General features: G+C 74.7%; 29 protein-coding genes. 19 read left to right on the top strand and 10 right to left on the bottom strand.

What is annotated here, in order from left to right:
- Positions 1 to 86: 86 nt before the first annotated feature.
- On the bottom strand, positions 87 to 695 hold the full coding sequence (locus UXQ13_RS22365; RefSeq protein WP_336393007.1) for a LysE/ArgO family amino acid transporter: 609 nt from the start codon (positions 693 to 695) through the stop codon (positions 87 to 89).
- Positions 696 to 766: 71 nt separating this feature from the next.
- On the opposite strand from UXQ13_RS22365, the gene UXQ13_RS22360 reads away from it, so the two are divergent.
- The 4 genes from UXQ13_RS22360 to UXQ13_RS22345 all read left to right on the top strand — a co-directional run bounded on the left by UXQ13_RS22360 (position 767) and on the right by UXQ13_RS22345 (position 3,953).
- Entirely contained in the window at positions 767 to 1,642 is an 876-nt protein-coding gene (locus UXQ13_RS22360; RefSeq protein WP_225233343.1) for a LysR family transcriptional regulator ArgP, read from the top strand.
- A 100-nt stretch (positions 1,643 to 1,742) separates the two neighbouring features.
- Positions 1,743 to 2,315 carry a winged helix-turn-helix domain-containing protein gene (locus UXQ13_RS22355; protein ID WP_225233342.1) on the top strand — a complete coding sequence of 191 codons (573 nt, stop codon included), beginning with the start codon at positions 1,743 to 1,745 and terminating at the stop codon, positions 2,313 to 2,315.
- A gap of 94 nt (positions 2,316 to 2,409) precedes the next feature.
- Positions 2,410 to 2,817, top strand: a complete 408-nt coding sequence (locus tag UXQ13_RS22350) for a YciI family protein (protein ID WP_225233341.1) — start codon at positions 2,410 to 2,412, stop codon at positions 2,815 to 2,817.
- Positions 2,814 to 3,953, top strand: coding sequence for an RNA polymerase sigma factor (locus UXQ13_RS22345; RefSeq protein WP_336393006.1), 1,140 nt, complete (start codon positions 2,814 to 2,816; stop codon positions 3,951 to 3,953). The genes UXQ13_RS22350 and UXQ13_RS22345 overlap by 4 nt, the downstream gene beginning before the upstream one ends.
- Before the next feature lie 9 nt (positions 3,954 to 3,962).
- Here UXQ13_RS22345 and UXQ13_RS22340 read toward each other — a convergent pair whose 3' ends face one another.
- Positions 3,963 to 4,853 (bottom strand): Rieske (2Fe-2S) protein, encoded by an 891-nt coding sequence (locus UXQ13_RS22340; RefSeq protein WP_225233339.1) that lies wholly within the window; start codon positions 4,851 to 4,853, stop codon positions 3,963 to 3,965.
- 64 nt (positions 4,854 to 4,917) lie between these two features.
- Positions 4,918 to 5,817: a TetR/AcrR family transcriptional regulator gene (locus UXQ13_RS22335; RefSeq protein WP_336393005.1), complete on the bottom strand. Its 900-nt coding sequence runs from the start codon at positions 5,815 to 5,817 to the stop codon at positions 4,918 to 4,920.
- A 255-nt stretch (positions 5,818 to 6,072) separates the two neighbouring features.
- On the opposite strand from UXQ13_RS22335, the gene UXQ13_RS22330 reads away from it, so the two are divergent.
- Positions 6,073 to 6,243, top strand: coding sequence for a CsbD family protein (locus tag UXQ13_RS22330; protein WP_336393004.1), 171 nt, complete (start codon positions 6,073 to 6,075; stop codon positions 6,241 to 6,243).
- 173 nt (positions 6,244 to 6,416) lie between these two features.
- Positions 6,417 to 7,049 carry a hypothetical protein gene (locus tag UXQ13_RS22325; RefSeq protein WP_336393003.1) on the top strand — a complete coding sequence of 211 codons (633 nt, stop codon included), beginning with the start codon at positions 6,417 to 6,419 and terminating at the stop codon, positions 7,047 to 7,049.
- 70 nt (positions 7,050 to 7,119) lie between these two features.
- Here the strand turns inward: UXQ13_RS22325 and UXQ13_RS22320 are convergent, their stop codons facing one another.
- From UXQ13_RS22320 to UXQ13_RS22300, 5 genes are all read right to left on the bottom strand, one after another.
- Complete coding sequence (locus UXQ13_RS22320) at positions 7,120 to 7,782, bottom strand: DUF6518 family protein (protein WP_336393002.1); 663 nt, start codon at positions 7,780 to 7,782, stop codon at positions 7,120 to 7,122.
- Between the two features lie 49 nt (positions 7,783 to 7,831).
- Complete coding sequence (locus UXQ13_RS22315; RefSeq protein ID WP_336393001.1) at positions 7,832 to 8,824, bottom strand: isopenicillin N synthase family dioxygenase; 993 nt, start codon at positions 8,822 to 8,824, stop codon at positions 7,832 to 7,834.
- Between the two features lie 199 nt (positions 8,825 to 9,023).
- Positions 9,024 to 10,571: an AMP-binding protein gene (locus UXQ13_RS22310; RefSeq protein WP_336393000.1), complete on the bottom strand. Its 1,548-nt coding sequence runs from the start codon at positions 10,569 to 10,571 to the stop codon at positions 9,024 to 9,026.
- Positions 10,571 to 11,713, bottom strand: a complete 1,143-nt coding sequence (locus UXQ13_RS22305) for a DUF5938 domain-containing protein (protein ID WP_336392999.1) — start codon at positions 11,711 to 11,713, stop codon at positions 10,571 to 10,573. Before UXQ13_RS22305 ends, UXQ13_RS22310 begins: the two co-directional genes overlap by 1 nt.
- Positions 11,710 to 12,516 (bottom strand): SDR family NAD(P)-dependent oxidoreductase, encoded by an 807-nt coding sequence (locus tag UXQ13_RS22300; protein ID WP_336392998.1) that lies wholly within the window; start codon positions 12,514 to 12,516, stop codon positions 11,710 to 11,712. Before UXQ13_RS22300 ends, UXQ13_RS22305 begins: the two co-directional genes overlap by 4 nt.
- A gap of 174 nt (positions 12,517 to 12,690) precedes the next feature.
- Here UXQ13_RS22300 and UXQ13_RS22295 point away from each other — a divergent pair, with 174 nt between their 5' ends.
- From UXQ13_RS22295 to UXQ13_RS22285, 3 genes are all read left to right on the top strand, one after another.
- The gene (locus UXQ13_RS22295) at positions 12,691 to 13,308 is read left to right on the top strand and encodes a TetR/AcrR family transcriptional regulator (RefSeq protein ID WP_225233330.1); all 618 of its coding nucleotides are present in this window, start codon (positions 12,691 to 12,693) and stop codon (positions 13,306 to 13,308) included.
- A 64-nt stretch (positions 13,309 to 13,372) separates the two neighbouring features.
- A complete protein-coding gene (locus tag UXQ13_RS22290; protein WP_318249972.1) occupies positions 13,373 to 13,750 on the top strand; it encodes an FKBP-type peptidyl-prolyl cis-trans isomerase in 378 nt (125 codons plus the stop codon).
- Between the two features lie 44 nt (positions 13,751 to 13,794).
- Entirely contained in the window at positions 13,795 to 14,319 is a 525-nt protein-coding gene (locus UXQ13_RS22285; protein ID WP_336392997.1) for a hypothetical protein, read from the top strand.
- Here UXQ13_RS22285 and UXQ13_RS22280 read toward each other — a convergent pair.
- On the bottom strand, positions 14,316 to 14,699 hold the full coding sequence (locus UXQ13_RS22280) for a VOC family protein (protein WP_225233328.1): 384 nt from the start codon (positions 14,697 to 14,699) through the stop codon (positions 14,316 to 14,318). The genes UXQ13_RS22285 and UXQ13_RS22280 overlap by 4 nt on opposite strands.
- A 53-nt stretch (positions 14,700 to 14,752) precedes the next feature.
- On the opposite strand from UXQ13_RS22280, the gene UXQ13_RS22275 reads away from it, so the two are divergent.
- Genes UXQ13_RS22275 through UXQ13_RS22265 form a run of 3 tightly spaced genes read left to right on the top strand, consistent with a single transcriptional unit; the run spans position 14,753 to position 16,899 of the window.
- Positions 14,753 to 15,445: a DsbA family oxidoreductase gene (locus UXQ13_RS22275; protein WP_336392996.1), complete on the top strand. Its 693-nt coding sequence runs from the start codon at positions 14,753 to 14,755 to the stop codon at positions 15,443 to 15,445.
- 30 nt (positions 15,446 to 15,475) lie between these two features.
- Positions 15,476 to 16,087, top strand: coding sequence for a DUF1707 SHOCT-like domain-containing protein (locus UXQ13_RS22270; RefSeq protein WP_336392995.1), 612 nt, complete (start codon positions 15,476 to 15,478; stop codon positions 16,085 to 16,087).
- Between the two features lie 20 nt (positions 16,088 to 16,107).
- A complete protein-coding gene (locus UXQ13_RS22265) occupies positions 16,108 to 16,899 on the top strand; it encodes an alpha/beta fold hydrolase (protein WP_336392994.1) in 792 nt (263 codons plus the stop codon).
- 24 nt (positions 16,900 to 16,923) lie between these two features.
- On the opposite strand, the gene UXQ13_RS22260 is transcribed toward UXQ13_RS22265, so the two are convergent.
- Positions 16,924 to 17,121, bottom strand: a complete 198-nt coding sequence (locus tag UXQ13_RS22260; protein WP_336392993.1) for a hypothetical protein — start codon at positions 17,119 to 17,121, stop codon at positions 16,924 to 16,926.
- A gap of 225 nt (positions 17,122 to 17,346) precedes the next feature.
- Between UXQ13_RS22260 and UXQ13_RS22255 the strand changes: the two genes are divergently transcribed.
- From UXQ13_RS22255 to UXQ13_RS22225, 7 genes are all read left to right on the top strand, one after another.
- Complete coding sequence (locus UXQ13_RS22255; protein ID WP_225233323.1) at positions 17,347 to 19,161, top strand: phosphoenolpyruvate carboxykinase (GTP); 1,815 nt, start codon at positions 17,347 to 17,349, stop codon at positions 19,159 to 19,161.
- A gap of 62 nt (positions 19,162 to 19,223) precedes the next feature.
- Complete coding sequence (locus UXQ13_RS22250) at positions 19,224 to 19,775, top strand: hypothetical protein (RefSeq protein WP_336392992.1); 552 nt, start codon at positions 19,224 to 19,226, stop codon at positions 19,773 to 19,775.
- Between the two features lie 75 nt (positions 19,776 to 19,850).
- Positions 19,851 to 21,065, top strand: coding sequence for an MFS transporter (locus UXQ13_RS22245; RefSeq protein ID WP_336392991.1), 1,215 nt, complete (start codon positions 19,851 to 19,853; stop codon positions 21,063 to 21,065).
- Between the two features lie 239 nt (positions 21,066 to 21,304).
- On the top strand, positions 21,305 to 21,862 hold the full coding sequence (locus UXQ13_RS22240; protein ID WP_225233321.1) for a cysteine dioxygenase: 558 nt from the start codon (positions 21,305 to 21,307) through the stop codon (positions 21,860 to 21,862).
- Positions 21,859 to 22,350, top strand: coding sequence for a rhodanese-like domain-containing protein (locus UXQ13_RS22235; RefSeq protein WP_225233320.1), 492 nt, complete (start codon positions 21,859 to 21,861; stop codon positions 22,348 to 22,350). The genes UXQ13_RS22240 and UXQ13_RS22235 overlap by 4 nt, the downstream gene beginning before the upstream one ends.
- A 116-nt stretch (positions 22,351 to 22,466) precedes the next feature.
- Positions 22,467 to 23,297, top strand: a complete 831-nt coding sequence (locus UXQ13_RS22230) for an EAL domain-containing protein (protein WP_225233319.1) — start codon at positions 22,467 to 22,469, stop codon at positions 23,295 to 23,297.
- Positions 23,298 to 23,319: 22 nt separating this feature from the next.
- Positions 23,320 to 23,963: acVLRF1 family peptidyl-tRNA hydrolase (locus UXQ13_RS22225; protein WP_336392990.1), on the top strand; the 644-nt coding region annotated here is incomplete at its 3' end.

Below are 23,963 nucleotides of genomic sequence, written 5' to 3'. Positions count from 1 at the left end.
ACCGTGCATCCTCCGCACCCGACGTCGGTGGCGGAGGACGCACGGTCGTCGTCGGACCTGATCCACGCCGCGGCGGAGGGGCGGGATCAGGCGGCACCCAGCAGCAGCGACGCCGCCAGCGCAGCCATGACCACGGCGATGACCCCGTCGAGCACCCGCCAGGCCGCGGGCCGGGCGAACACCGGGCGCAGCGCGCGGGCGCCGTACCCCAGCCCGGTGAACCAGAGCAGGCTGGCCGCGCAGGCCCCGACGGCGAACCACCAGCGGTCCGCACCGTGCGTGCCGGCCACCGAGCCCAGCAGCAGCACCGTGTCCAGGTAGACGTGCGGGTTCAGCCAGGTCAGCGCCAGCGCCGTGCCGAGGACGGCGCCGCGGGAGGCCCGGGCGCCACCGGCCTCGGCGGCCAGCGCCGTGGGCCGCAGCGCCCGACGGGCGGCCAGCACCGCGTAGCCGGCCAGGAACAGCGCCCCGGCCACCCGGACGACGGTGACCAGCCACGGCACCCGCTCCAGCACCGCCCCGGTGCCGGCCACCCCGGCCAGGATCAGCACGACGTCGGACACCGCGCAGACCGCGACGACGGCGGCCACGTGCTCCCGGCGCAGGCCCTGGCGCAGCACGAAGGCGTTCTGCGCCCCGATGGCGACGATCAACGACAGACCCAGGCCGACCCCGGCCAGCACGGCAGCTCCCACACCCGCGACGCTAGGGCTCACACCACGACAGCAGCACGACGGGAACTGCTGCACCGTAAGCTGCGCTGTCGATGGACCTCCCGCAGCTGCGCGCCCTGGTGGCCGCCGTCGAGACCGGCACCCTGGACGCCGCGGCCGGGGTGCTGCACGTGACGCCGTCGGCGGTCAGCCAGCGGATCCGGGCGCTGGAGTCGGCGACCGGCCAGGTGCTGCTGGTGCGCAGCCGGCCCGTCGTCCCCACCGAGGCCGGCACCGCCGTGCTGCGGCTGGCCCGGCAGGTCGAGCTGCTGGTCGCCGACACGACCGCCCAGCTGACCGGGGCACCCGGGGCCGGCCCGCCGGTGCTGCCGCTGGCGGTGAACGCCGACTCGCTGGCCACCTGGTTCCTGCCGGGGGTGGCCCCGCTGGCCGCCGACGTGCAGCTCGACGTCCGGGTGGCCGACCAGACGATGACCTCGGGGCTGCTGCGCGAGGGCACGGTGATGGCCGCGGTGACCGCCGACCCCGAGCCGGTGCCGGGGTGCTCGGTCGAGCGGCTGGGGGCGATGACCTACCGCCCGCGGGCCACCCGGGCCTTCGTCGAGCGGTGGTTCCCCGCCGGGGCCACCCCGGCCGAGCTGCGGCGCGCCCCGACGGTGGCCTTCGACCGCACCGACGACCTGCAGGACGCCTACCTGCGCCGGCGCACCCACGACCGCCCCGCGCCGCCGGTGCACCACGTGCCCTCCAGTGCCGACTACCTGGCCGCCGTCCGGCTCGGCATGGGCTGGGGGATGCTGCCCGACCTGCAGACCGGGCCGGACGACGGCCTGGTGGTCCTCGACCCGGCCGGTGCCGTCGACGTCGTGCTGTGCTGGCAGCAGTGGAAGCTGCGCTCGCCCGGCCTCGACCGGGTCGCCGACGCCGTGCGCCGCACCGCCCGGGCGGCCCTGGGCGGGACGCCGTGAGCCGGACCGGCCTGGCGCCGACCGGCGGGGACCTGATTCGCTGTGGACGACGGAGGACCCAGGACGACCGCGAGCCGGACCCGGCGAGGCAGGGGGGCGCATGACCGACAAGGCCGAGACGCTGGTCATCCGGGACGTCGCCCAGCTGCGGGTGCTCTCCTCCTCCGTCCGCTTCATCGCCTTCGAGGAGCTGTTCGCCCTGCAGCGGCCGATGACGCCCACCCAGCTCGCCGTCTTCACCCGGGTGAGCCCGAGCTCGATGAGCTACCACCTGCGCGAGCTGGAACGGGTGGGCCTGGTCCGGCGCGCGGAGCCCGGCCCCGACGCCCGCGAGCGCCGCTGGGAGGCCCCGGCGCACGTCTACGACATCGTGCTCAGCGCCTTCGACGACCCGGCCGGCCGGGTGGCCCTGGTCGACACCTATCTCTCGCCGCTGCGCTCGCGGGTGCTGGGCACGCTCGAGCGCCGGGCCGAGGAGGGCAGGGCCGGGGACGACACCGAGATGGCCCTGGGCATGGGCCGGCTGCGGCTCACCCGGGACGAGCAGCGCGCGCTGCGGGCCGAGGTCGCCGCGGTCTGGCAGCGGTTCGAGCAGGTGTCCCGCGAGCACGAGGGACCCGGGACCGACCTGCGGACGGTGCACTACGTCTGGTCGCTGCTGGGCGATCCCTGACCCCGGTCCCCGGTCCGGTGTCGAGAACCGCGCACCGGTTCCGTCCCCCGGGTGGAGCGGCCAGGATGGGCCGCCCGACGACGAGGAGACCGAGATGGCCAAGTACCTGCTGCTCAAGCACTACCGCGGCGCGCCGAGCCCGGTGAACGACGTGTCGATGGACCGCTGGACGCCCGAGGAGGTCTCGGCGCACATGCAGTTCATGGACGACTTCGCGACCCGGTTGCAGGCCGACGGGGAGTTCGTCGACGGCCAGGCGCTGGCCCCCACCGGGGCCTGGGTCCGCCACGACGGCGAGGGCCGGCCGCCGGTCGTCGACGGCCCCTTCGCCGAGACCAAGGACCTGATCGCCGGCTGGATGGTCATCGACGTGGACACCTGGGAGCGGGCGGTGGAGCTGGCCGGCGAGCTGTCGGCCGCCCCGGGTGCCGGCGGCCGGCCGATCCACGAGTGGCTGGAGGTCCGGCCTTTCTACGGCGTCCCGGCCACGATCACCGAGTGATCGACGACGTCCGGGCGCTCGTGCCGCAGGTGATCGGCGTCCTCGTCCGCCGCGGGGCCGACTTCGCGATGGCCGAGGACGCCGTGCAGGAGGCGCTGGTCGAGGCGCTGCGCGTCTGGCCGGCCGACCCGCCGCGCGAGCCCCGGGCGTGGCTGGTGACCGTGGCGTGGCGCCGGTTCCTCGACGCCACCCGGTCCGACGTGGCCCGGCGGCGCCGGGAGGAGGCCGTGGCGGAGCAGGAGCCGGAGCCCGGGCCGGTGCCGGGCACCGACGACACGCTGCAGCTGTACGCCCTGTGCGCGCACCCGTCGCTGTCGCCGTCGGCGGCGGTCGCGCTCACCCTGCGGGCGGTCGGCGGGTTGACCACCCGGCAGATCGCCGCGGCCTACCTGGTGCCCGAGGCGACGATGGCCCAGCGGATCAGCCGGGCCAAGCGCACCGTCGCCGGCGTCCGCCTGGACCGCCCCGGTGACGTCGGCGTCGTCCTGCGGGTGCTCTACCTGGTCTTCAACGAGGGGTACTCGGGCGACGTCGACCTGGCGGCGGAGGCCATCCGGCTGACCCGGCAGCTGCGTGCGGCCGTCGACCACCCGGAGGTGGCCGGGCTGCTCGCGCTGATGCTGCTGCACCACGCCCGCCGGGGTGCCCGGACCGCCCCCGACGGCAGCCTGGTGCCGCTGGCCCGGCAGGACCGCAGCCGCTGGGACCGGGACATGGTCACCGAGGGCACCGGCATCCTGCAGGCCGCGCTGGCCCGGGACCGGCTGGGCGAGTACCAGGCGCAGGCCGCGGTGGCCGCCCTGCACGCCGACGCCCCGACGGCCGAGGAGACCGACTGGGTGCAGGTGGTCGAGTGGTACGACGAGCTGCTGCGGCTCACCGCGGGGAGCCCGGTCGTCGCGCTGAACCGGGCGGTCGCGGTCGGCGAGGCCGACGGCCCCCGGGCCGGCCTCGCCGCGCTGGCCGCCGTCCCGGCGACCGTGCCGCGGTGGACCGCCGTCGAGGCCTACCTGGTCGAGCAGGACGGCGACCTGCCGCGTGCGACGGAGCTCTACGTGCAGGCCGCGGCCCTGGCCGTGGACGCCGCGGAGCGGGACCACCTGACCCGGCAGGCGGCCCGGCTCCGCGCCGGCTGACCCGCCCGGTCAGTCCTCGCCGGTGTGCCGGCCGCGCAGCCGCGCCTGCACCCGACCGGCCTCGACCCGGACGGCGAGCTTCTCCTGCGGCACCGCGGCCGGCCCGCGCCGGGGCTGGCCGAGGTCGAGGTCGAACGCGGAGTCGTGCCACGGGCAGACCAGGCAGTCGCGGCTCCCCACCCGGGTCACCTCGCCCTGGGAGAGCGGGCCACCCAGGTGCGAGCAGGCGTCGAGGAACACGTCGACCCGGGTGCCGCGGCGCACGACGGCCAGCGGCACGGGCTCGCCCTGGCCCTCCCCGGCGCGCTGCACCGGCCGGCCGTCGGGCAGGTCGTCCAGCGGACCGAGGTCGACCCACTCGTGGGTCAGCGAGCGGGCGGCCGCGGCGGAGTGGGAGGCCCCGGAGCTCTGCGCGTAGCTCATGTGGCCGCCGACCGCGGCCGACCCGCTCGCCAGCGCCAGTCCGGCGTAGGCGAGCACCCGGCCGGCCGTGCCGGCGCCGCGCCCGCGGGCCACCAGCGACCCGACGTAGAGCCCGAGGGCGGCGCTGTTGAGCACCGCGTGCAGCACGCCGACGCGGCGGACGCCCACCTCCTGCTCCGACCAGTCGGCGGCCCCGGCCAGCGCGGTCGGGACGGCGGCGGCCACCCCGGTGCCGATCAGCACCGCGGCGGCCGGCCGCAACCGGGGGACGGCGTCCAGCACGCCGGCGGAGATCCAGCTGCCGACGGGCACCTGGGCGAGGACCGGGTGCAGCGGATGCCCCAGCCAGGTGCCGTGCAGTGCGTCCTTGACGGCGGTGGGCCGCAGGACCTTCGCGACGGCGGTGCGGGCAGGGCGGTCGACGCCGTCCAGGGCGGGGCTGTCGGCGACGCGGTCGAGGAATCCGAGCAGGCTCATGCACCGCCACCTACCCGGGTGACCCCCAGGCGGAACCGGTCGGTGCGGAACTCGTGGCGCCGGCTCAGATGCCGGTCTGGGGCAGGTCGACGTCGACCTGGGGGTCGGCGGTGACCGGGGGCAGGTGGTGGGCGCCGGTGTCGAGCATCGTCTGCAGCCGGTCGAGCAGGCTCTCCAGGGACTCCTCGAACTCGGTCAGCGTCTCGTCCAGCGACAGCAGCGGCTGCAGCTCGGAGATCAGCGGGAACTCCACGAGGTCCATGGGGTTCGCGGTGGGGGAGCCGTCCGGGTCGTCGATGGCGTTGATCGCCACCCCGCGCTGGGCGACCTCGAGGAGCAGGTGGCCCAGCAGGAAGCTGGTGTAGGCCCGGTAGGCCACCACCGCCTGCACGCTGGAGAACCCGTTGGTGTGCAGCGCCCGCAGCAGCGACTCCACCCACTTCAGGCTGCGCAGCGGGGGGCGCACCCAGGGCGCCGACGGCGGCCGGGTGGCGACCAGCGGGAACAGCGCCGGGTGGGTGAGGGCGATCCGCCGCACCCCGTGCGCCAGGCGCTGCAGGTAGTCCTGCCAGCCGTGCTCGGGCTCGAGGAGCACGTCCGGGTCGGCGAACAGCTCGTCGACGACGGTGTCCACCACCCCGTCGAGCAGGTCCTCGCGACCGGGGACGTAGCGGTAGAGGCTCATGGCCTCGACGCCCAGCGCGGCCCCGAGCCGGCGCATGGTGAGCATCGGCAGGCCGTGCGCGTCGACGAACGCGATCGCGCCGTCGATGATCCGGGCCCGGTCCAGCGGTACCCGGGTGCCCAGGTCCGGCGGTCCCACCGCGTCCTCGGCGGCCCGCAGCCCGCGGTTCTCGGGCAGGTCGGGGTCGTCCGGGTGGTCGGGGGGCTCGATCCCGCCCGCGACGACCGCGCCCTCCCGCAGCGGTTCCTCGTCGGTGGGGCCGGGTGGGCGCGGTGGCACGGTCCTCCTGTCGATCACGGGTCGTCGTCCATCTGAGCTTGGCACCGCGTGTCGGCCCCGGCATGTCGGCCCCCGATCGGGTGACGGAACGAAGTAGTCCGCGTGCACCAGGTTTGCCAGGGCGTCTTACGGCGTAATGACGGGATGTCCGGTTCGACTTACGCCGTAGGAACGGTGGTGGTCGACCGGATGGCGGGCGATCCATCGTCCGTGACCCCCGCGGCGCTCCGGCGCCCGACGACGAGGAGTTCAGACATGAGCGCCATGGACAAGATCAAGAACAAGGCCGAGGAGCTCGTCGGCGACGCCAAGGAGGCCGTGGGCAAGGCCACCGGCAACGAGGAGCTGCAGGCCGAGGGCCAGCGCGACCAGGCCGCCGGCAACACCAAGCAGGCCGGCGAGAAGGTCAAGGACGTCTTCAAGTAATCGAAGGACCCCGTCCTCCTCATCCCGAGCACGCTCGGGACGAGCCTCGGGACGGGGCCGGTAGGGCCGGGGGGCTGATCAGCCCCCCGGTCCGGCCTCGCACAGCTCGCCCTCGCCGTGAGGTGCGGCACCCACCACCCCCGCACCCGCGGACGAACCCACCAGGAGACCTCGTGTCGCTCGACCCCGAGACCCGCCCCGCCGCGGCGCACGCCGCCGGTGAGCCCACCGTCGTGACCCCCAGCCGGCACGACGTCGTCGCCGCCGAGAAGAGCCGCGCCGGCGGTGTGAAGATCGGCTCCGCCTTCTTCGGCTGGCTGACCGCCACCGGCATGTCGGTGCTGCTCGTGGCCCTCGTGGCCGCCGCCGGCACCGCCGTCGGCCTGGCCACCGACACCTCCCTCGCCGAGGCGGCCGACCAGGCCAGCGCCGACCCGTCGTCGGTCGGGCTGGGCGGCGGCATCGCGCTGCTGGTGATCCTCTTCCTGGCCTACTACAGCGGTGGCTACGTCGCCGGCCGCATGGCCCGCTTCCACGGCATCCGCCAGGGCATCGCCGTCTTCGGCTGGGCCGTCGTCATCGCCGTCGTGGTGGCCGTGCTGGCCGCCGTCGCCGGTGACCAGTACGACGTCCTGGGCCAGCTCAACGCCTTCCCCCGGCTGCCCGTCAACGAGGGCGACCTGACCACCACGGCGATCGTCGTCGCGCTGCTCGTCGCCGCCGTCGCGCTGGTCGGCTCGATGCTCGGTGGCCTGGCCGGCATGCGCTTCCACCGCAAGGTCGACCGCGCCGGTCTGGGCGACTGACCCACAGCACGGCACGGCACCGCACGGCCCGGCTCCCCGACAGGGGCGCCGGGCCGTCCGGCGTCCGGGGTCAGCCGGGCAGCAGGCCGGCCAGCACCTGGAGGCCGGCCGCCGCGACCCAGGCCGCGGGCACCAGCAGCACCAGCGCCACCGCCCGGGTCCGGCCGTGCCGCGGCAGCGCGCCGGCCACGACCAGCGCGACGAGCACCCCGGCGACGGCCTGCACCGGGTGCAGCGGGGTCCCGGCCGGCAGCTCACCGACCGCGGCCAGCCACAGCTGCGCGACGGTGCCGTCGGCCACCGCGAGCGCCCCGGCCCCGGCGAGCAGGACCGCGGGCAGCGCTCCCCGTCGGGTCGCCGCCCAGCGCACGGCCACCGCGAACAGCGGCACCGCGGTCACCGACAGCACCAGCCAGGCCGCCAGCAGCACGGCGTTGGCGCGCAGCCCGAACCCCAGGACGACGACCGCCCACGCGTAGTAGGCCACGCTCATCACCGCGAAGAACGCCGCCGCACCGACCCCGGCGGCCCGGGTGGACGGCGCGCGGACGCCGAGCAGCGCGACCGCCAGCACCCAGGCGGCCGGGTAGGACCCGAGGTCGGCCAGCCAGCCCGGCCCGACGGCGTCGGCGACCTTGGCCGCCACCCCGACCACCGCGCCGAGAGCGGCTGCCCCCGCCGTCCAGCGGCCCGTGGTCCGGGTCGGCCGCCGGACCGCCGTCGAGGGGTGCACCCCGCGATCGTCGCAGCCGGACCGGGACGGGCCCGGCTGCGACCGGCGGTCAGGCCCGGAAGTTGGCCCGGATCCGCTGCAGCAGGAACTCCCCGGCGGTGATCGGCTCGTGGCTGCCGGCCGGCGGCTCGATCACCGCGTCCTTGTCCGCCTGGGCGAAGAAGGCGATCGAGTAGCGCGGGTCGGTGGACTCGCCCCGGGCCGGCGCGGAGACCCGGTGGAAGTTCGAGGGCAGCCGGTCGTCGCTCCAGCGCATGAGCATGTCCCCGACGTTGCAGGTGATCGCGTCGTCGGTGGCGGGGACCGGCGTCCACGCGTAGCCCTCGGCCGACGGTGCCACCGCCTCGGTGCCGGGCAGCACCTGCAGCCCGGCCTGGCCCTCCCGCTGGAAGAGCAGGGTCAGGCAGTCGAAGTCGGTGTGCGCACCGGCCCGCCAGGTCCCCGGGACGTCGAGCAGCTCGTCGGGGAAGGCCATGTAGTGGATCAGCCGCAGCGTGGACTGGTACTGCGGGTTGGCCGGGTCGTGCCGGGCGGCGAAGAAGTCCCTCGGCAGGCCGAGCACGTCGGCGAAGCAGGACAGCACCGCCATCGCCACCTCGCGGCAGTGCGCCTCGAAGGCCAGCAGGGTCTCCCGGAAGCCCTCGACCTGGTCGTCGGTCGGCCACAGACCGGCCATGTGCGGCCGGGTGAGCTGGAAGGACTCCTTCTGGTCGGCGGTGCCCACCGACGGGCGCACCTGCGACTTGAACTCGTAGCCGGAGTTGAGGCCCTTCTGCAGCGGGTACTTCGCCTTGACCTCCGCGGGCAGGGCGAAGAACGCCTGCGAGGCGGCGAAGGCGGCATCCACCTCGGTGGGGGAGATGCCGTGGTCGACCACCTGGAAGAAGCCGATGTCGGTGGCGGCGGCCCACAGCTGGGCGGTGATCTCCGCGCGGCGGGCCCCGAAGTCGGCCAGGGAGATCTGCCGGACCTCGCGGTCGGTGGTGAGCGTGCCGGGTGCACCCATGCGGGCCTCGCGGTCGAGCTCGGTCAGGGTGGTCATGGTGTCCCCCGGGAGGGAGGGCCGCACGGCAGCTGCCGCGGCTCTGACCTGATGCAAACCTGCCGGCCGGCGGCGGGCAAGGAGGGTGCGGCAGACGTAACGCAGCGTTCACCGGAGGACCCCGGGGGTCGTCGCTGCCCCCGACGACCCCCGGGTGGTCGAGCCGCCCGGGCCGGGATCAGCACGGCCCGGGCGGCGGTCATGGGGTGCCCAGCACCGTCGCCCGGACGTCGGTCTTGAGCACCTTGCCGACCGTGGAGCGCGGCAGGTCGGCCCACACCAGCACCTCCTTGGGTGCCTTCACGCTGCCGATCCGCTCCTTGACCGAGGCGATCACCGCGGCCGGGTCGAGCACGGCCCCGGGCCGGGCCAGGACGACGGCGACCACCCGCTCGCCCCACTTCTCGTCCGGGACGCCGATCACCGCGCAGTCGGCGACGTCCGGGTGGGCCATGAGGGCGTTCTCGACCTCGGCGGAGTACACGTTGAAGCCGCCGGTGATGATCATGTCCTTGGCCCGGTCGACGACGTACAGCCAGTTCTCGGCGTCCAGGTAGCCGATGTCGCCGGTGTGGTGCCAGCCGTGCGCGCCGGCCGCCGCGGTGGCCGCGGGGTCGCCCAGGTAGCCGGCCATCACCAGCGAGCTGCGGACGACGACCTCCCCGCGCTCGCCGGTCGGCAGCAGCGTGCCGTCCTCGGCCATGATCGCCACGGTGACCAGCGGCGAGGGGCGCCCGGCGGAGGTGAGCCGCTCGACCGCCACGCCGCCGTCGGGCCGGAAGTGGTCGGCCGGGGCCATCGTGGAGATCATCATCGGCGCCTCGGACTGGCCGAACAGCTGCGCCATCGGCCCGATCCGCTGCAGCGCCTCGGCCAGCCGGGCCGCCGAGATCGGCGCCGCGCCGTACCAGAAGCACTGCAGCGACGACAGGTCCGTGGCGTCCAGCCGGGCGTGGTCCAGCAGCAGGTAGACCAGCGTCGGCGGCAGGAACGTGTGGGTCACCCGGTGCCGGGGGACGGCGTCCAGGAAGTCGTCCAGCACGGGCTTGGGCAGGACGACGACGTGCCCGCCCAGCGCCATCACCGGGAAGCAGAGCACCCCGGCGGCGTGGGTCAGCGGGGCCAGCGCCAGGTAGACCGGTCGCCCGGCGAACGGATAGCTCATCAGCGTGATCGCCGACATCGTCTCGATGGACCGCGAGGTCAGCAGCACGCCCTTGGGGCGCCCCGTCGTCCCGCCGGTGCCGACCACCATCACCACGTCGTCCACCGGCTCGACCTCGACCGGCTCGGCCGGGACGTCGGCCAGCCACAGCGCCAGCGAGGGCACGTCGCCGTCGGGGGCGTCCAGGCAGACCAGCGTGGTCAGCGCGGGCAGCTGGTGGCGGATCTGCGCCACCAGCGGGGCGAACGCGGCCTGGTACAGCAGCGCCGTGCAGCCGAAGAGGTCCAGCAGCTCCTGGTTCTCCGCGGCCTGGTTGCGCGGGTTGACCGGTGCCCAGACCGCCGCGGCTCGGGCGATGCCGAACACGCAGGAGAACGCCACCGGGTCGTTGGCGGACAGCACCGCCACGCTCTGGCCGGGCAGGACGCCCGAGCGCGCGAGCGCCCGGGCGACCTGCCAGCTGACCTCCTGGACGTCGCCGTAGCTGTAGGTGGTGTCCCCGGCGGTCAGGCACGGGGCGTCCCGACCGAGGGAGGCGCCCTTGTCCAGCCACGACGTCAGGCCCGCAGAGGTCAGCGACATCAGCGGTGCTCGGTGACGACCGGGTCCAGCACCAGGCCGAACTGGCGCAGCACCCCGAGCAGCTGTCGGTGGCCGAACGCCTGGCAGCCCGAGGCGAACCCGGCCCGCAGCGGCTTCTGCTGCAGCAGCGACATCGCGGCCCAGGCCTGGAGCAGCCCGGTCTGCTTGTAGTTGCTGTTGCCGTGGATGACCACGTGCTTGCGACCCAGCGGACCCGAGGCGTGGACCGAGTCGATCGAGGTGTTCAGCCGCGGGTTCTCCCGCGGCGGCATCCCGGCGCTCCACGCCTTGGCGATCTCGGCGAGCTTCTCGTCCCACTGGTCGCGGGGCAGGGTCTTGATCTCGCTCTCGACCATCGCGGTGGTGGCCACGACGGCCTCCATGACCGGCTTGTTCATGACACCGCCGGCGACCTTGACCGTCGACACCCGCGGGTCGTCCTTGAACCAGACCGGGTGCGAGGTGCCGCCCCACGGCACGGCCAGCGCCAGCTCGTGGCTGCCGGGCACGACGACGTCGAACGTGGTGGTCGGCTCGAACTGCACGTACTGGTTCTCCTGCAGGTGGAACCAGTCCGCCTTGAGGATGGTGAAGATGGTCTCGGTGGAGGCGGTGGTCGGGAAGCCCTTCCACAGCACCAGGACGTCGAGGGTGTCCAGGCCCGGGGTCTCCAGCGCGATGTTGATCGCGATCTCGCCGGTCGTGTACATCTGCGCGATGCCGGGGGAGAGCAGCAGCCCGGCCTCGGCGAACTCGGTGCCCCAGCGCTGCTGGCACTCCAGCACCCAGTCCTGCTCGCCGGTGGTGTCCAGGTAGTGCGCGCCGGCGGCCAGGCAGGCGTCGACCACCTGCGGGCCCAGGTTGATGAACGGCCCGACCATGTTGCAGACCACCTGCGCGCCGCGGAACAGCTCGGTGAGCGCCTCGACGGTGTGCTCGACCTCGACCACCTCGTAGGAGGCGGTCTCGATGCCGGGGATCTTCTCGACCACCTCGCGGACCCGGGCGGCGTCGCGGCCGGCGGCGACGAAGGGGACGCCGAGCTCGCGCAGGTACTCGCAGACCAGCCGGCCGGTGTACCCCGAGGCGCCGTAGACGACGACGGGCTTGGGCTTGGGGGTGCTGTCGGTCGCGGCGGTCACGAGCCCATCCCGCCGTCCACGGGCAGGCCCGCGCCGTTGACGAACCGGGCGGCGTCCGAGGCCAGGAAGACCACGGCGTCGGCCATGTCGGCGACCTCGCCCAGCCGGCCGGACGGCGTCAGGGCGATCACGGTGCCCACGGCCTCCTCGACCGAGGGGAACAGGCCGAGCTCGGCCATGTCCACGGCGAGCTGGTTGCCCATCGTGGTGGGGACCAGGCCGGGGTACACGCAGTTGACCCGCACCCCGTAGCCGAGCTTGCCCGACTCGGCGGCCGCGACCCGGGTGAGCCGGTCGACGGCGGACTTGGTGGCCGAGTACCCGGAGATGCCGGGGAAGGCGATGGTCGCCGCGACCGAGGAGATGTTGACGATCGAGCCGCCGGACCCGGCGACGCCGCCGGGGCGCATCGCGCGCAGGCCGTGCTTGATGCCCAGCGCGGTGCCCAGCACGTTGACCTCGAGCATGGTGCGCAGGTCCTCGGGGCGGAACTCGCTGATCAGCGCGGAGATCTCGACGCCGGCGTTGTTGACCAGCACGTCCAGCCCGCCGAGCAGCGCGGCGGCCTCGGCGGTGCCGGCCTCCCAGCTGGCCTCGTCGGTGACGTCCAGGTGCACGAACCCGGTGGTGACGCCGTGGGCCTCGGCGATCTGCTCGGCGACGGCCTTGCCGTCGGAGTCCAGCAGGTCGGCGATGACCACCGACGCGCCGTGCCGGGCGAGCGCCTCGGCCATGCCCTGCCCCAGACCGCGCGCACCCCCCGTGACGAGTGCCTTGCCTCCTGCGAGGTCGAAGACGGACATCGACCAACCTCCGTGTCGTCGCGCCACCCACGCCCCGGCCCACGCTGGCCGGCGGTCGTGCTGTGACGTGGGCCATGCTCGCCAGGTGTCTTGACGACTGTCAAGAGTTTCTTGGACGATCGTCAAGGAATCGGTCGTCGGGCTACCCTCGGCCGGACCACGGAGGGAGGCGGGATGACCGAGCGGGTGGACAAGTTCGCGGCGCGGCGGGCCGAGCTGGCCGCGGCGACGCTGCGGACGCTGGCCGAGCTGGGCTACGCCCGCACGAGCCTGCGCGAGATCGCCCAGAACTCCGAGTTCAGCCACGGCGTCCTGCACTACTACTTCCGGGACAAGGTCGACCTGATCACGCACTGCGTGCGCGAGTACAAGGCGATCTGCGTGACCCGCTACGACCAGGTCGTGGCGACCGCGACCACCCCGGCGCAGCTGCAGGAGGGGTTCCTGGACAAGCTGGCGCAGACCCTGGTCGAGGAGCCGCAGATGCACCGGCTCTGGTACGACCTGCGCAACCAGTCGATGTTCGAGGAGACCTTCCGGGCCGACGTCGCGGCCATCGACGCCAGCCTCGAGCGCATGGTCTGGCGGGTGGTGACCCGGTTCGCCGAGCTCGTGGGCACCACGCCGCTGGTCACCCCGTCGGTCATGTACGCCCTGTTCGACGGCCTGTTCCAGCAGGCGCTGGTGCGCCAGCTCGCCGGGGAGGCCGGTGCCGCCGCCGACCTGCGCGCCGCCGTCACCGCCGTCGTCGCCCAGGTGGTACCGCTCGACCGCGAGCCCGCGCTGCGCTGAGCGGTCTGGTTGGGTGGTCGGCGAACGCCGGGACCCGCCCGGCTCCGTGCACGAGGAGGCCCCCGTGGCCGAGCTGACCCGCCCCGACGTCGAGCCGCCGACCGGTCCGGCCCCCGCCGACCTGGTGATCGAGGACATCACCGTCGGCGACGGCGCCGAGGCCACCTCCGGCAGCCTGGTCTCCGCGCACTACGTCGGGGTGACCCACGAGGGCGGCGAGCAGTTCGACGCCTCCTGGGACCGCGGCGACCCGCTGGAGTTCCGGCTGGGCGTCGGCATGGTCATCGCCGGCTGGGACGAGGGCATCGCCGGCATGAAGGTCGGCGGCCGCCGCCGGCTGACCATCCCCGCGCACAAGGCCTACGGCGACCGCGGCGCGGGCGGGGTCATCAAGCCCGGCGCGACCCTGGTCTTCGTCGTCGACCTGGTCGGCGTCCGCTGACCGGTCCGACCCCGGGCTCGGCCGGCTGGGCGTTCGCCTCGCGCGTGCACCAGCTGGCCGGGTCCAGCCCGTACACCGTCGTCCCGGCCGAGGGCGGTTTCGACGTCGTCCTGGACGCCGTCGACGCGCAGTGGACGACGCTGGCCTTCCGCAACGGGCTGCGCAAGACCGTCACCCACCAGGTCCGCCTGGACGAGGCGGCGAAGCGGTTCACGGTGAACGACCGGACCTTCGACCTGGACTGGCAGGCCGGGGTGGAGCTCGGCGGCGGGCAGCCGCGGTTCGTGCTGCGCGGCACGGCCGAGATGACCTCCGGCCGGGCCATCGGCTTCCAGAAGGGCCGCGAGTACGGCCTGCGCGACGACGGCACCCTCGGGGTCGCCGCCGGGTGGGACTTCCGCCTCGGCGAGGGCCGGGAGCTGGTCCGCTGGGCCGCCCGCGAGCAGGGCTGGGACGAGTCGCTCCCGCGGGACGCGAAGATCGGCCTCTGGGTCGCCGGGGTCACCGTCGCCCTGCTGGTGGTCGCCGGTCTGGTGGTCGGCCTGCTGGCGCTGCTGGGCCGGCTCTAGCCGACCGTGTGGTGCACGGCCTCGGCGTTGTTGCCGTCGGGGTCGCGCAGGAACGTGCCGTAGTAGCCGGGGTGGTACTCCGGGAAGACCCGCGGTGCGTGCAGCACCTCGAACCCGGCGGCCACCGCGGCGGCGTGCACGGCGTCCACCGCGGCCCGGTCCGGGGCGGCGAAGGCCAGGTGGACCTCCCCGGCGGTGGCGCCGCCGTGCGGGGAGAGCCAGAAGTGCGGTGGGCCGTCGCCGTCCGCGAGGCCGATGACCGGGCCGGCCGGGGTCGGGAAGCGCATCGCCTCCCGGAACCCCAGCGGCGCGAACGCGGTCAGGTAGAAGGCCAGCGCGGCCTCGGGGTCGGCGCAGGGGATGCCCAGGTGGTCGAACACCCTCCCGATCCTGGCCCGGGAACACCGCGCGGGGAAGAGCTGTTGGCGCGCACGTGAAGGTGGAGATCTGGTCCGACGTCGTCTGCCCGTGGTGCTACATCGGCAAGCGCCGGTTCGAGACCGCGCTGGCCCGGTTCGAGCACGCCGACGCCGTCGAGGTGACCTGGCGCAGCTTCCAGCTCGACCCGTCCGTCGCCGAGGGCGACGTGCACCCGACGCTGCCCGCGCTCGCCCGCAAGTACGGCCGCACCGAGGAGCAGATGCGCGAGCAGATGACCTCGATGGACGCCCTCGCCCTCCGCGAGGGGCTGCACTACGACCTGGCCAACGGGGTCGCCGGCAACACCCTGCTGGCCCACCAGCTGCTGCACCTGGCCGCCGAGCGCGGGCTGCAGGGCGAGCTCAAGGAGCGGCTGCTGCACGCGCACTTCGAGCAGTCCACGTCGGTGTTCGACGTCGACTCGCTGGTGCAGCTGGGCACCGAGGTCGGCCTGGACGCCGAGGAGGCCCGGGCCGCGCTGACCGACCGCCGGTACCTCCCCGCCGTCGAGGAGGACATCGCCACCGCCCGCGCGCTAGGTGCCACCGGGGTGCCGTTCTTCGTCGTCGACCGCACCTACGGCGCCTCCGGTGCCCAGGACCCCGACGTGCTGCTGCAGCTGCTGGACCGCGCCTGGGCCGACAGCCACCCGCTGGCCACCGTGCCCCCGGCCGCCGGCTGCGAGGGCGACAGCTGCAGCGTGTGACCTGACGCCCCGGTGACCTAGGGTCGGGGCATGGAGGAGCCGCGCCGGTACCGGATCTCCGACGCCGACCGGGAGCACGCCGCCCAGCGCCTGCACACCGCCATGGCCGAGGGCCGGATCACCTTCGCCGAGCTCGACGAGCGGTTGGGCCAGGTCTACGCGGCGCTCTACGCCGACGACCTCGAGCCCCCGCTGGCCGACCTGCCCCCGGAGCACCCGACCGGCCTCGCCGCCCGGCCCGGCGCCCCGGCGGTGTGGCAGCCGGCGCCGCCGGAGGGCCCGGCGCCGGTGGTGCTCAAGTCCACCGTCGGCGACGTCAAACGCACCGGTGGGTGGCAGGTGCCCCCGGTGTTCGAGGTGCAGAGCACCATGGGCGACGCGGTCCTGGACTTCTCCCGCGCGGTGGTGCCGCAGCAGGTGGTCGAGGTGCGGCTGAAGCTGGGCGCCGGCACGGCCCGGCTGCTCCTGCCCGACGGCGCGACCGCCGACGTGGACGGCGTGGTGGTCGGGTTGGGCAGCGTGAAGAGCAAGGTGCCGGGCGGTCCGCAGCCGGGCCGGTTGCACCTGGTCGTGCGCGGCAAGGTCTCCATGGGCGACGTCGTGGTGCGCTACCCCTACGAGGTCGGCCGCTTCCGGTTCTGAAGCCGGGGTAGGGGAGGGCGATGACCCAGTCCCCGGCTCCCGGCCCCGCCCTCCGGCACGCCGACCCGTTCCCCGACCGCACCGGCCCGGCCGTCGTCCTGCTGCCGGCGTTCCCGCTGGACCACCGGCTGTGGGACGACGTCGCCGCGTCGCTGCCGGCCCCGCTGCGGCCGATCGCGGTGGACCTGCCCGGCCTGGGCTCGCCGACCGCCGGGGATCCGTCGCTGGAGCTCGCCGTCGACGGCGTGCTGGCGCTGCTCGACGAGCTGGGCCTGGACCGGGCCGTGGTCGCCGGGCTGTCGACCGGCGGCTACGTCGCGGCGATGCTCGCCGGCCGGGCGCCGGGGCGGGTCGCCGCGCTGGCGCTGTGCGACACCACCACCGAGGTCGGTCCGCCCGACGTGCCCGCCGACCGCCGCCGCGCCGCCGACGACCTGGAGCAGCGCGGCATCGAGGTGGTGCTCGACTCGGTCGCCGAGGGCCTGGGTCCGCACGCGGGGCCGGAGCTGGCCGGCCGGGTGGAGTCGGTCATCCGCTCGATGGACCCCGCCGGGGTCGCCTGGGTGTGCCGCGCGCTGGCCGCCCGCCCGGACACCTCCGTCGCGGTCCGCGACTTCCCGGGTCCGGTGCTGCTGCTGTTCGGCGAGCTGGACGGGCCCACCCCGCCGGCGGAGCGGCTGACCGCGCTGCGGGCACTGCGCCCGGACGCCGAGGCCGTCGTCGTCCCGGGGTCGGGCCACCTCACCGCGCTGGAGGCACCGGCCGAGGTCGCCGCCGCCCTGGCGGCACTCGCCGCCCGCGCCCGACCCTGAGGGCCGGTGCGCGGGACGGCCGGGTCAGGGCTGCTGCTCGGTGAGCTGCTCGTCGGGTGCGCCGGCGGGGTCGTCGGCGACGTCGGGCTCGTCGGTGCCGGCGGCCTCGGGGTCGTCCTCGGTGGAGGCCAGGTCGGCGCCCTGACCGGCTGCGCCGGGGTCGGCCTGCAGGGTGCGGGGGTCGTTCGCGGGGTCCGGGACGTCGGGATCGGTGACGGTCATGGGCGTGTCCTGCCCGGCCCGGGGAGCTCCGAACCGACCCGTGCCGACCCGTAGACGTCCCAGACGTATTACCAACGGGTAGACGTCAGATACGTCTCACCCGTTTCGGCTGTCGGAGCCCCCGTCGCGGCGCTAGCCTCCACAGATCGCATCCGCCGAGCGGCTGCGACGCACCACCGCCGGCGCGAGCTCCGCGCCGACGGGAACAGAGGATGGAGACGCCCTGTGACGTCCGTGGCCACCCCCGGTCTGGAGAACGCCCCCACCACCCACACCCGGCTGCTGGCCTGGGTGGCCGAGATGGCGGAGCTGACGACCCCGGACCGCGTGGTGTGGGTGGACGGCAGCGACGCCGAGTACGCCCGGCTCACCGACCAGCTGGTCGACGCGGGCACCTTCACCCGGCTGGCCGCCAAGCCGAACAGCTTCCTGGCCCAGTCCGACCCCAGCGACGTCGCCCGGGTCGAGGACCGCACCTACATCTGCTCGGTCGACGAGGCCGACGCCGGTCCCACCAACAACTGGATGGAACCGGCCGAGATGAAGGCCGTCATGACCGAGCTGTACCGCGGGTGCATGCGCGGCCGGACGATGTACGTCATCCCCTTCTGCATGGGCCCGATCGAGGCCGAGGCGCCGATGTTCGGCGTCGAGCTCACCGACTCCGAGTACGTGGTCGTCTCCATGCGGGTCATGGCCCGCATCGGCACCGCGGCGCTCGAGGCCATGGGCACCGACCGCCCCTTCGTGCCGGCCATGCACTCCCTCGGTGCCCCGCTGGACGAGGGCCAGGCCGACGTCCCGTGGCCCTGCAGCGAGACCAAGTACATCGTCCAGTTCCCCGAGGAGCGGATGATCTGGTCCTACGGCTCGGGCTACGGCGGCAACGCCCTGCTGGGCAAGAAGTGCTACTCGCTGCGCATCGCCTCGGCCATGGCCCGCGACGAGGGCTGGCTGGCCGAGCACATGCTGATCCTCAAGCTGACCAACCCCGAGGGGAAGGTCCACTACATCGCCGCCGCGTTCCCCAGCGCCTGCGGCAAGACCAACCTGGCCATGCTCGAGCCGACCATCCCCGGGTGGAAGGTCGAGACCCTCGGCGACGACATCGCCTGGATGCGGTTCGGCGAGGACGGCCGCCTCTACGCGCTGAACCCGGAGTTCGGCCTGTTCGGGGTCGCCCCGGGCACCGGCTGGGACACCAACCCCAACGCGATGCGGGCGATCGACCAGGGCAACTCGGTGTTCACCAACGTCGCGCTCACCGACGACGGCGACGTCTGGTGGGAGGGCATGACCGACGAGCCGCCGGCCCACCTGACCGACTGGAAGGGCCGCGACTGGACGCCGGACTCCGACGAGCCCAGCAGCCACCCCAACAGCCGGTTCTGCACCCCGATCACCCAGTGCCCGATCCTGGCCACCGAGTACGACGACCCCAAGGGCGTGCCGATCTCGGCCATCCTGTTCGGCGGTCGTCGCAAGACCACCATCCCGCTGGTCAGCCAGGCCCGGGACTGGAACCACGGCGTGTTCATGGGCGCCACGCTGTCCTCGGAGACCACCGCGGCCGCGACCGGTGCCGTCGGCGTCGTCCGCCGCGACCCGTTCGCGATGCTGCCGTTCATCGGCTACAACGCCGCCGACTACTTCAACCACTGGGTCGAGACCGGCAAGTCCGCCGACGCCGCCAAGCTGCCGTCGATCTTCTACGTCAACTGGTTCCGCCGGGACGACGAGGGCGGCTTCCTGTGGCCGGGCTTCGGGGAGAACTCCCGGGTGCTCAAGTGGGTCGTCGAGCGGCTGGAGGGCACCGCGGCCGCTGTCGAGACCCCGGTCGGCCACGTGCCCACCCCGGACTCCCTCGACGTCGCGGGCCTGGACATGTCCCGCGACCAGGTCGAGGCCGCCCTCGCGGTGAAGACCGACGAGTGGCGTGCGGAGATCCCGCAGATCACCGAGTGGTTCCAGAAGTTCGGCGACAAGCTCCCCACGACGATGTGGGACGAGCTGTCGATCCTCGAGAGCCGCCTCTCCTGAACGCCGCGCCGGGGCCCGCCGTCAGCGTCGACGGCGGGCCCCGACGCGGCTAGCTTGTGGCCATGAGGCACCTGTTCGGTTTCTTCCTCGGTGTCGTGCTGGTCGCCGTGGCCTCGGTCGTGCTGGTCTTCGGCCTGGGCGAGGTCGTCGCGCGCGAGGGCCGGGTCAGCACCACCGGGTTCACGCTGCTGTGCGTGGCCGGCGTCCTGTTCGGCCTGCTCGTCGTGCTGCGCCGGATGTCCCCGCTCGCCCCGCTGGTCGGTGGCCTGCTGCTGCTGGCCGCCGGCATCGCGGCCTGGGTGCGGCCGGCGTTCTACGCCGACGTGCGCACCGGGGTGGACCAGCTGCAGGCCGGCCTGCCGGTCGTGCTGCAGCTGGGGATCGCGCTGCTGCTGGGCTCGCTGCTGGTGGTCGTCGGTCTGCTGCCGGGTGGCCGGCGCCGGGTCCGCGAGACCCGCGACGAGCGCGACGACCGCGAGGACCGGGACGACGACTACACCGTCCTGCCGCGCTCGGAGCCCGAGGCCTGGCGGTCGCCGTCGGGCCCCGGCACCAACGCCTACCCCACGGCCACCCCGTACCAGCGGCCGCCCCTGGAGCGCCCGCCGTCCTGACCCTCGCCCGGGCGTGGGGTGCGGTCGCCGGTTAGCGTCGTACCGGAACCCCCAGTCCCCGGAGGCCCTCCCCCCGTGCCCAACCCGTACCTGCACGTGCTGCGCACGCCGCACGCGCTGCCGATGGTGTCGGCGGCCTTCGTCGGCCGGCTGCCGCTGTCGATGATCGGGCTGGGCAGCGTGCTGCTGGTGCAGGACTACACCGGGTCCTACGCCCTCGGCGGCGGGGTCGCCGCTGCCGGTGCCGTGGCCACCGCGATCAGCGGTCCGGTCCTCGGCCGGCTGGCCGACACCCTGGGCCAGCGCCGGGTGCTGCTGCCCCTGCTGGTGGTCTTCGTCCTCGCCGGGTTCGGGTTCCTGTTCTCCGTCCGGGAGGGCTGGCCGCTGTGGATCGTGTTCGCCACCGGCGCGCTGGCCGGGGCGTGCATCCCGCCGGTGGGCTCGATGATCCGGGTGCGCTGGACCCACCTGCTGCGCGGGACGCCCCGGCTGCCGACCGCCCTGGCGATGGAGTCGGTGGTCGACGAGTTCGTCTTCATCGTCGGCCCGGTGCTGGTCACCTTCCTGTCCACGACGGGCCACACCACCTCGGGCGTCGTCACCGCCTTCGGCCTGGCCGTGGTGGGCAGCCTCGCCTTCGCCGCGCAGGCCCGCACCGAACCGCCCGCGCACGGCCACGCCAGCCGGCAGGGGCCCTCGGCCATGCGGACGGCGGGGCTGCGGGTGCTGTTCGTCGTCGGGCTGGCCGTGGGCACCATCCTCGGCACCCTGGAGATCGCGCTGGTCGCCTTCGCCGACGAGGTCGGCGCCAAGTCGTACTCGGGCCTGCTGATCGCCGCGCTGGCCATCGGCTCGATGGTCTCGGGCATCGGGTGGGGCACCGTGCACTTCCGCGCCCCGGTCCGGCTGCGGCTGCTCGTCGTCCTGCCGGTGTTCGTGGTGCTCAGCCTGCCGTTGCTGCTGGTCGACGACCTGTGGGTGATGATCCCGTTCGTCGTCCTGGCTGGGGTGGCCGTCTCGCCGTCGCTGATCAGCGCGTTCACCCTCGCCGAGGTGCTGGTGCCGCGGGTGGCGGTCACCGAGGCGTTCACCTGGATCGGCACCGCGCTGGCCATCGGGGTCGCGCTGGGTGCGTCGGTGGCCGGCCAGGTGGTCGACGAGGCCGGTGCGAACCGGGCGTTCCTGGTGGCCACGGTCGCCGCGGCGATGGCTGGGGTGGTGGTCGCGGCGTTCCAGCGGCTGCTCGTCGTCCCCGCCGAGCACGCCGGCACGCCCGCCCTCGCCCGCTGACCCTGCGGGGCACGCGAAAAGTGCACCAGATCGGTGTGGTTGGTTGCCACGGACGGCGCCGTGTGGTTGCCTCCAGGGCGTGACGTACTCGCTCGAGCTGCACCGGAGGTCCGCCGTGGACCTGCTGCGTGTCGCCAGCGCGCTCTGTCCGGGCTGCTGACCCGCCTCAGGCCCCGACCACCGTCACCCCGCGCGCCGACCGTCGAGCTCGGCCGCGCCCTGCCATCCGAGGACATCTCGTGACCACCGTGCTGCCCCCTTCGCCTACCCCTGCCTCCACCACCGCCGCGGCCACCGCCCCGGCCGGTGCCGCCGCGCTCGCCGTCGCCCTCGCCGTCCGGACGGACCTCTGGGCCGACCGGGTCGAGTACCGCGAGGAGTCCCGCTGGACCTCGCTGCTGGACCCGGCCGACGTCGCCGCCGCCCTCGACCCGTCGCTGCACGCCGAGCTGCACAGCGCCCAGATCTGGCTGCTGTCCTGGCTGCCGGGCCAGGGCACCCCGCTGCACGACCACGGCAGCTCCGCCGGCGCCTTCGCGGTCGCCCGCGGCACGCTGACCGAGCGCGTGGTGTCCCGCGGCACGGGCCGCACCCCGCACCAGAGCACGGCCGACCTGGCCGCCGGCCGGGTCCGCTTCTTCGGCCCGCACTACGTGCACCAGGTGGTCAACACGCTGCACGAGCCGGCGGTGAGCGTGCACGTCTACGCACCCCGGCTGAGCCTGATGAACACCTACAAGGTCGACGAGACCGGCCTGGTCCGCATCGGCACCGAGCGCGCGGGGGTGGACTGGTGACCGCGGTCCTGCCCCGTCCCGCGGCCGACGCCGCTGCCGCCGCCGACCCGGTCGTCGCCCGCCGTCCGGCCCCGGTCCGCCCGGCCGGCGCGGTGTCGGTGGACGACCTGCTGGCCGCCGCGCGTTCCCGGATCGAGCGGGTGGACCCGCTGCAGGCCGCCGCCCGGATGGCCGCCGGCGGGCTGCTGGTCGACATCCGGCCCGCGGCGCAGCGGCACCGGGAGGGCTGGGTCGCCGGCGCCCTGGTCGTCGAGCGCAACGTGCTGGAGTGGCGGTTCGACCCGCACTCCGACGCCCGGCTGCCCGAGGCGACCGGCTACGACGTCGACGTCCTGGTGCTGTGCTCGGAGGGGTACACCTCCAGCCTGGCCGCGGACGCGCTGCGCTCCATCGGGCTGGCCACGGCCACCGACGTCGTCGGCGGGTTCCACGCCTGGGTGGCCGCGGGGCTGCCGCACGTGCGGGGGCACGGCGCCGCCACGGCGTGACAGGCCGTGCAGTACGCGCACCTGACGGAGGGGTGTGCGTACCGTGCGTCACCCCCTGCGGGGGAAACCTGGTTGCTGGGCTGCAGTTCCGGACGGATTCGTCCGACAATGCGTGGGTGACGACAACGGGGACGCCGCTCGCGCGCAGCCTGCGCGCCGTGCTGGACGGCGGATCCGGGCACGGCTCGCTGGAGGTGCACTACCAACCGGTGGTCGCCGTCGCCGACGGGGCGCCGCTGGGCGCCGAGGCGCTGGTCCGCTGGTGCCACCCCCGGTTCGGCCTGGTGCCCCCGGACTCGTTCGTCGGGGTCGCCGAGTCCGTGGGCCTCGGTGCCTGCCTGGACACCCACGTGCTGCTCACCGCGCTCCGCCAGCTGGCCGCCTGGGACGCCACCGGGCTCCGGGTGCACCGGGTGGGGGTCAACCTGGGCCGGTCCAGCCTGCACGCGCCGGGGCTGGTCGGCACCGTCGAGCAGGCCTGCGCGCTGTCGGGCACCGCGGCCGACCGGCTGATGCTCGAGGTGGTCGAGCACGACGAGCTGGACCTCACCGCGCCACGGCTGGCCGCCGTGCAGGCCCTCGCCGACGCCGACGTGACCTTGGCCCTCGACGACTTCGGCGCCGGGCACGCCGGGGTCGGGCTGCTGGGCCGGCTGCCCTTCGGGGTGCTCAAGCTCGACCGGTCCCTGCTGCCCGGTCGGCACCGGACGGTGGCCACCACGGCGCCCGACGCCCGGGCCCTGCTGTGCGGCGTGGTCGGGCTGGCCGCCGCGGTCGGGGCCGAGGTGACCGCCGAGGGCATCGAGACCCCGGCGCAGCGCGAGCTGGTCGCCGAGATCGGCGTCCCGCACGCGCAGGGCTGGCTCTACGCGCCGGCGATGCCGGCCGACGCGTTCGAGGCCTGGTGGCGGGCCCGGGTCGACGCGGTGGCCGCCACGACCGCCTGACCCACCTGGCAGGGTGGGCCCGGTGACCCGATCCCGACCTGCCGCCGGGGGTGGCCGGCTCGTGCTGGTGCCGCCGGAGCGGCTGGAGCGGTGGCTGGACAACGCGGCCGGCCGGCACGGTGCGTTCGCCGACGTGGTCGCCGATGCCGACGGCGTGACGGTGACCTGCGTGGACGACGCCGTCCTCCGGCTGGACCCGCCGCTGGGCTGGGACGGCCCCGGCCCGACGCCGCTGGCCCGGCTCGGCGCCGCCGCGCGGTCGCGGCACCGGGTGGCCGTGCTGCTGGTCCGCCGCGGCCGGTGGGCGGTGGGTGTCTTCGAGGGCGGCGACCTGGTGGTCTCCAAGGTCGACGCCCGGCTCGTGCAGGGCCGGACGGCGGCCGGCGGGTGGTCCCAGCAGCGCTTCGCCCGCCGGCGCGGCAACCAGACCGACGCGGTCGTCGACCACGCGGTGGAGACCGCCGTCCGGGTGCTCGGGCCGCACGTCGCGACCTGCGTCGGGCTGGCCACCGGGGGCGACCGCGGTCTCGTGGACGAGGTGCTGGCCGACCGGCGGCTGACCGGCCTGGCCGCGCTGCGCCGGCTGGAGCCGGTGGAGGTGGGCGAGCCGACCAAGGCCGTGCTGCTGTCCACCCCGGGGTCGTTCCGGGCCGTGGGGGGGGGCCG

Source organism: Klenkia terrae, from assembly GCF_037083865.1.
Taxonomy (GTDB): Bacteria; Actinomycetota; Actinomycetes; order Mycobacteriales; family Geodermatophilaceae; genus Klenkia; species Klenkia terrae.
The sequence above is the reverse complement of the archived record's forward strand: the minus strand, read 5'-3'. Positions and strand labels throughout refer to the sequence as shown.

Excerpts from the sequence above, each read along its gene's own strand:
- UXQ13_RS22360 (WP_225233343.1), top strand. The coding sequence starts at position 767 with ATGGACCTCCCGCAGCTGCGCGCCCTGGTGGCCGCCGTCGAGACCGGC.
- UXQ13_RS22355 (WP_225233342.1), top strand. The coding sequence starts at position 1,743 with ATGACCGACAAGGCCGAGACGCTGGTCATCCGGGACGTCGCCCAGCTG.
- UXQ13_RS22350 (WP_225233341.1), top strand. The coding sequence starts at position 2,410 with ATGGCCAAGTACCTGCTGCTCAAGCACTACCGCGGCGCGCCGAGCCCG.
- UXQ13_RS22340 (WP_225233339.1), bottom strand. The coding sequence starts at position 4,853 with ATGAGCCTGCTCGGATTCCTCGACCGCGTCGCCGACAGCCCCGCCCTG.
- UXQ13_RS22330 (WP_336393004.1), top strand. The coding sequence starts at position 6,073 with ATGAGCGCCATGGACAAGATCAAGAACAAGGCCGAGGAGCTCGTCGGC.
- UXQ13_RS22315 (WP_336393001.1), bottom strand. The coding sequence starts at position 8,824 with ATGACCACCCTGACCGAGCTCGACCGCGAGGCCCGCATGGGTGCACCC.
- UXQ13_RS22310 (WP_336393000.1), bottom strand. The coding sequence starts at position 10,571 with ATGTCGCTGACCTCTGCGGGCCTGACGTCGTGGCTGGACAAGGGCGCC.
- UXQ13_RS22300 (WP_336392998.1), bottom strand. The coding sequence starts at position 12,516 with ATGTCCGTCTTCGACCTCGCAGGAGGCAAGGCACTCGTCACGGGGGGT.
- UXQ13_RS22295 (WP_225233330.1), top strand. The coding sequence starts at position 12,691 with ATGACCGAGCGGGTGGACAAGTTCGCGGCGCGGCGGGCCGAGCTGGCC.
- UXQ13_RS22270 (WP_336392995.1), top strand. The coding sequence starts at position 15,476 with ATGGAGGAGCCGCGCCGGTACCGGATCTCCGACGCCGACCGGGAGCAC.
- UXQ13_RS22265 (WP_336392994.1), top strand. The coding sequence starts at position 16,108 with ATGACCCAGTCCCCGGCTCCCGGCCCCGCCCTCCGGCACGCCGACCCG.
- UXQ13_RS22260 (WP_336392993.1), bottom strand. The coding sequence starts at position 17,121 with ATGACCGTCACCGATCCCGACGTCCCGGACCCCGCGAACGACCCCCGC.
- UXQ13_RS22250 (WP_336392992.1), top strand. The coding sequence starts at position 19,224 with ATGAGGCACCTGTTCGGTTTCTTCCTCGGTGTCGTGCTGGTCGCCGTG.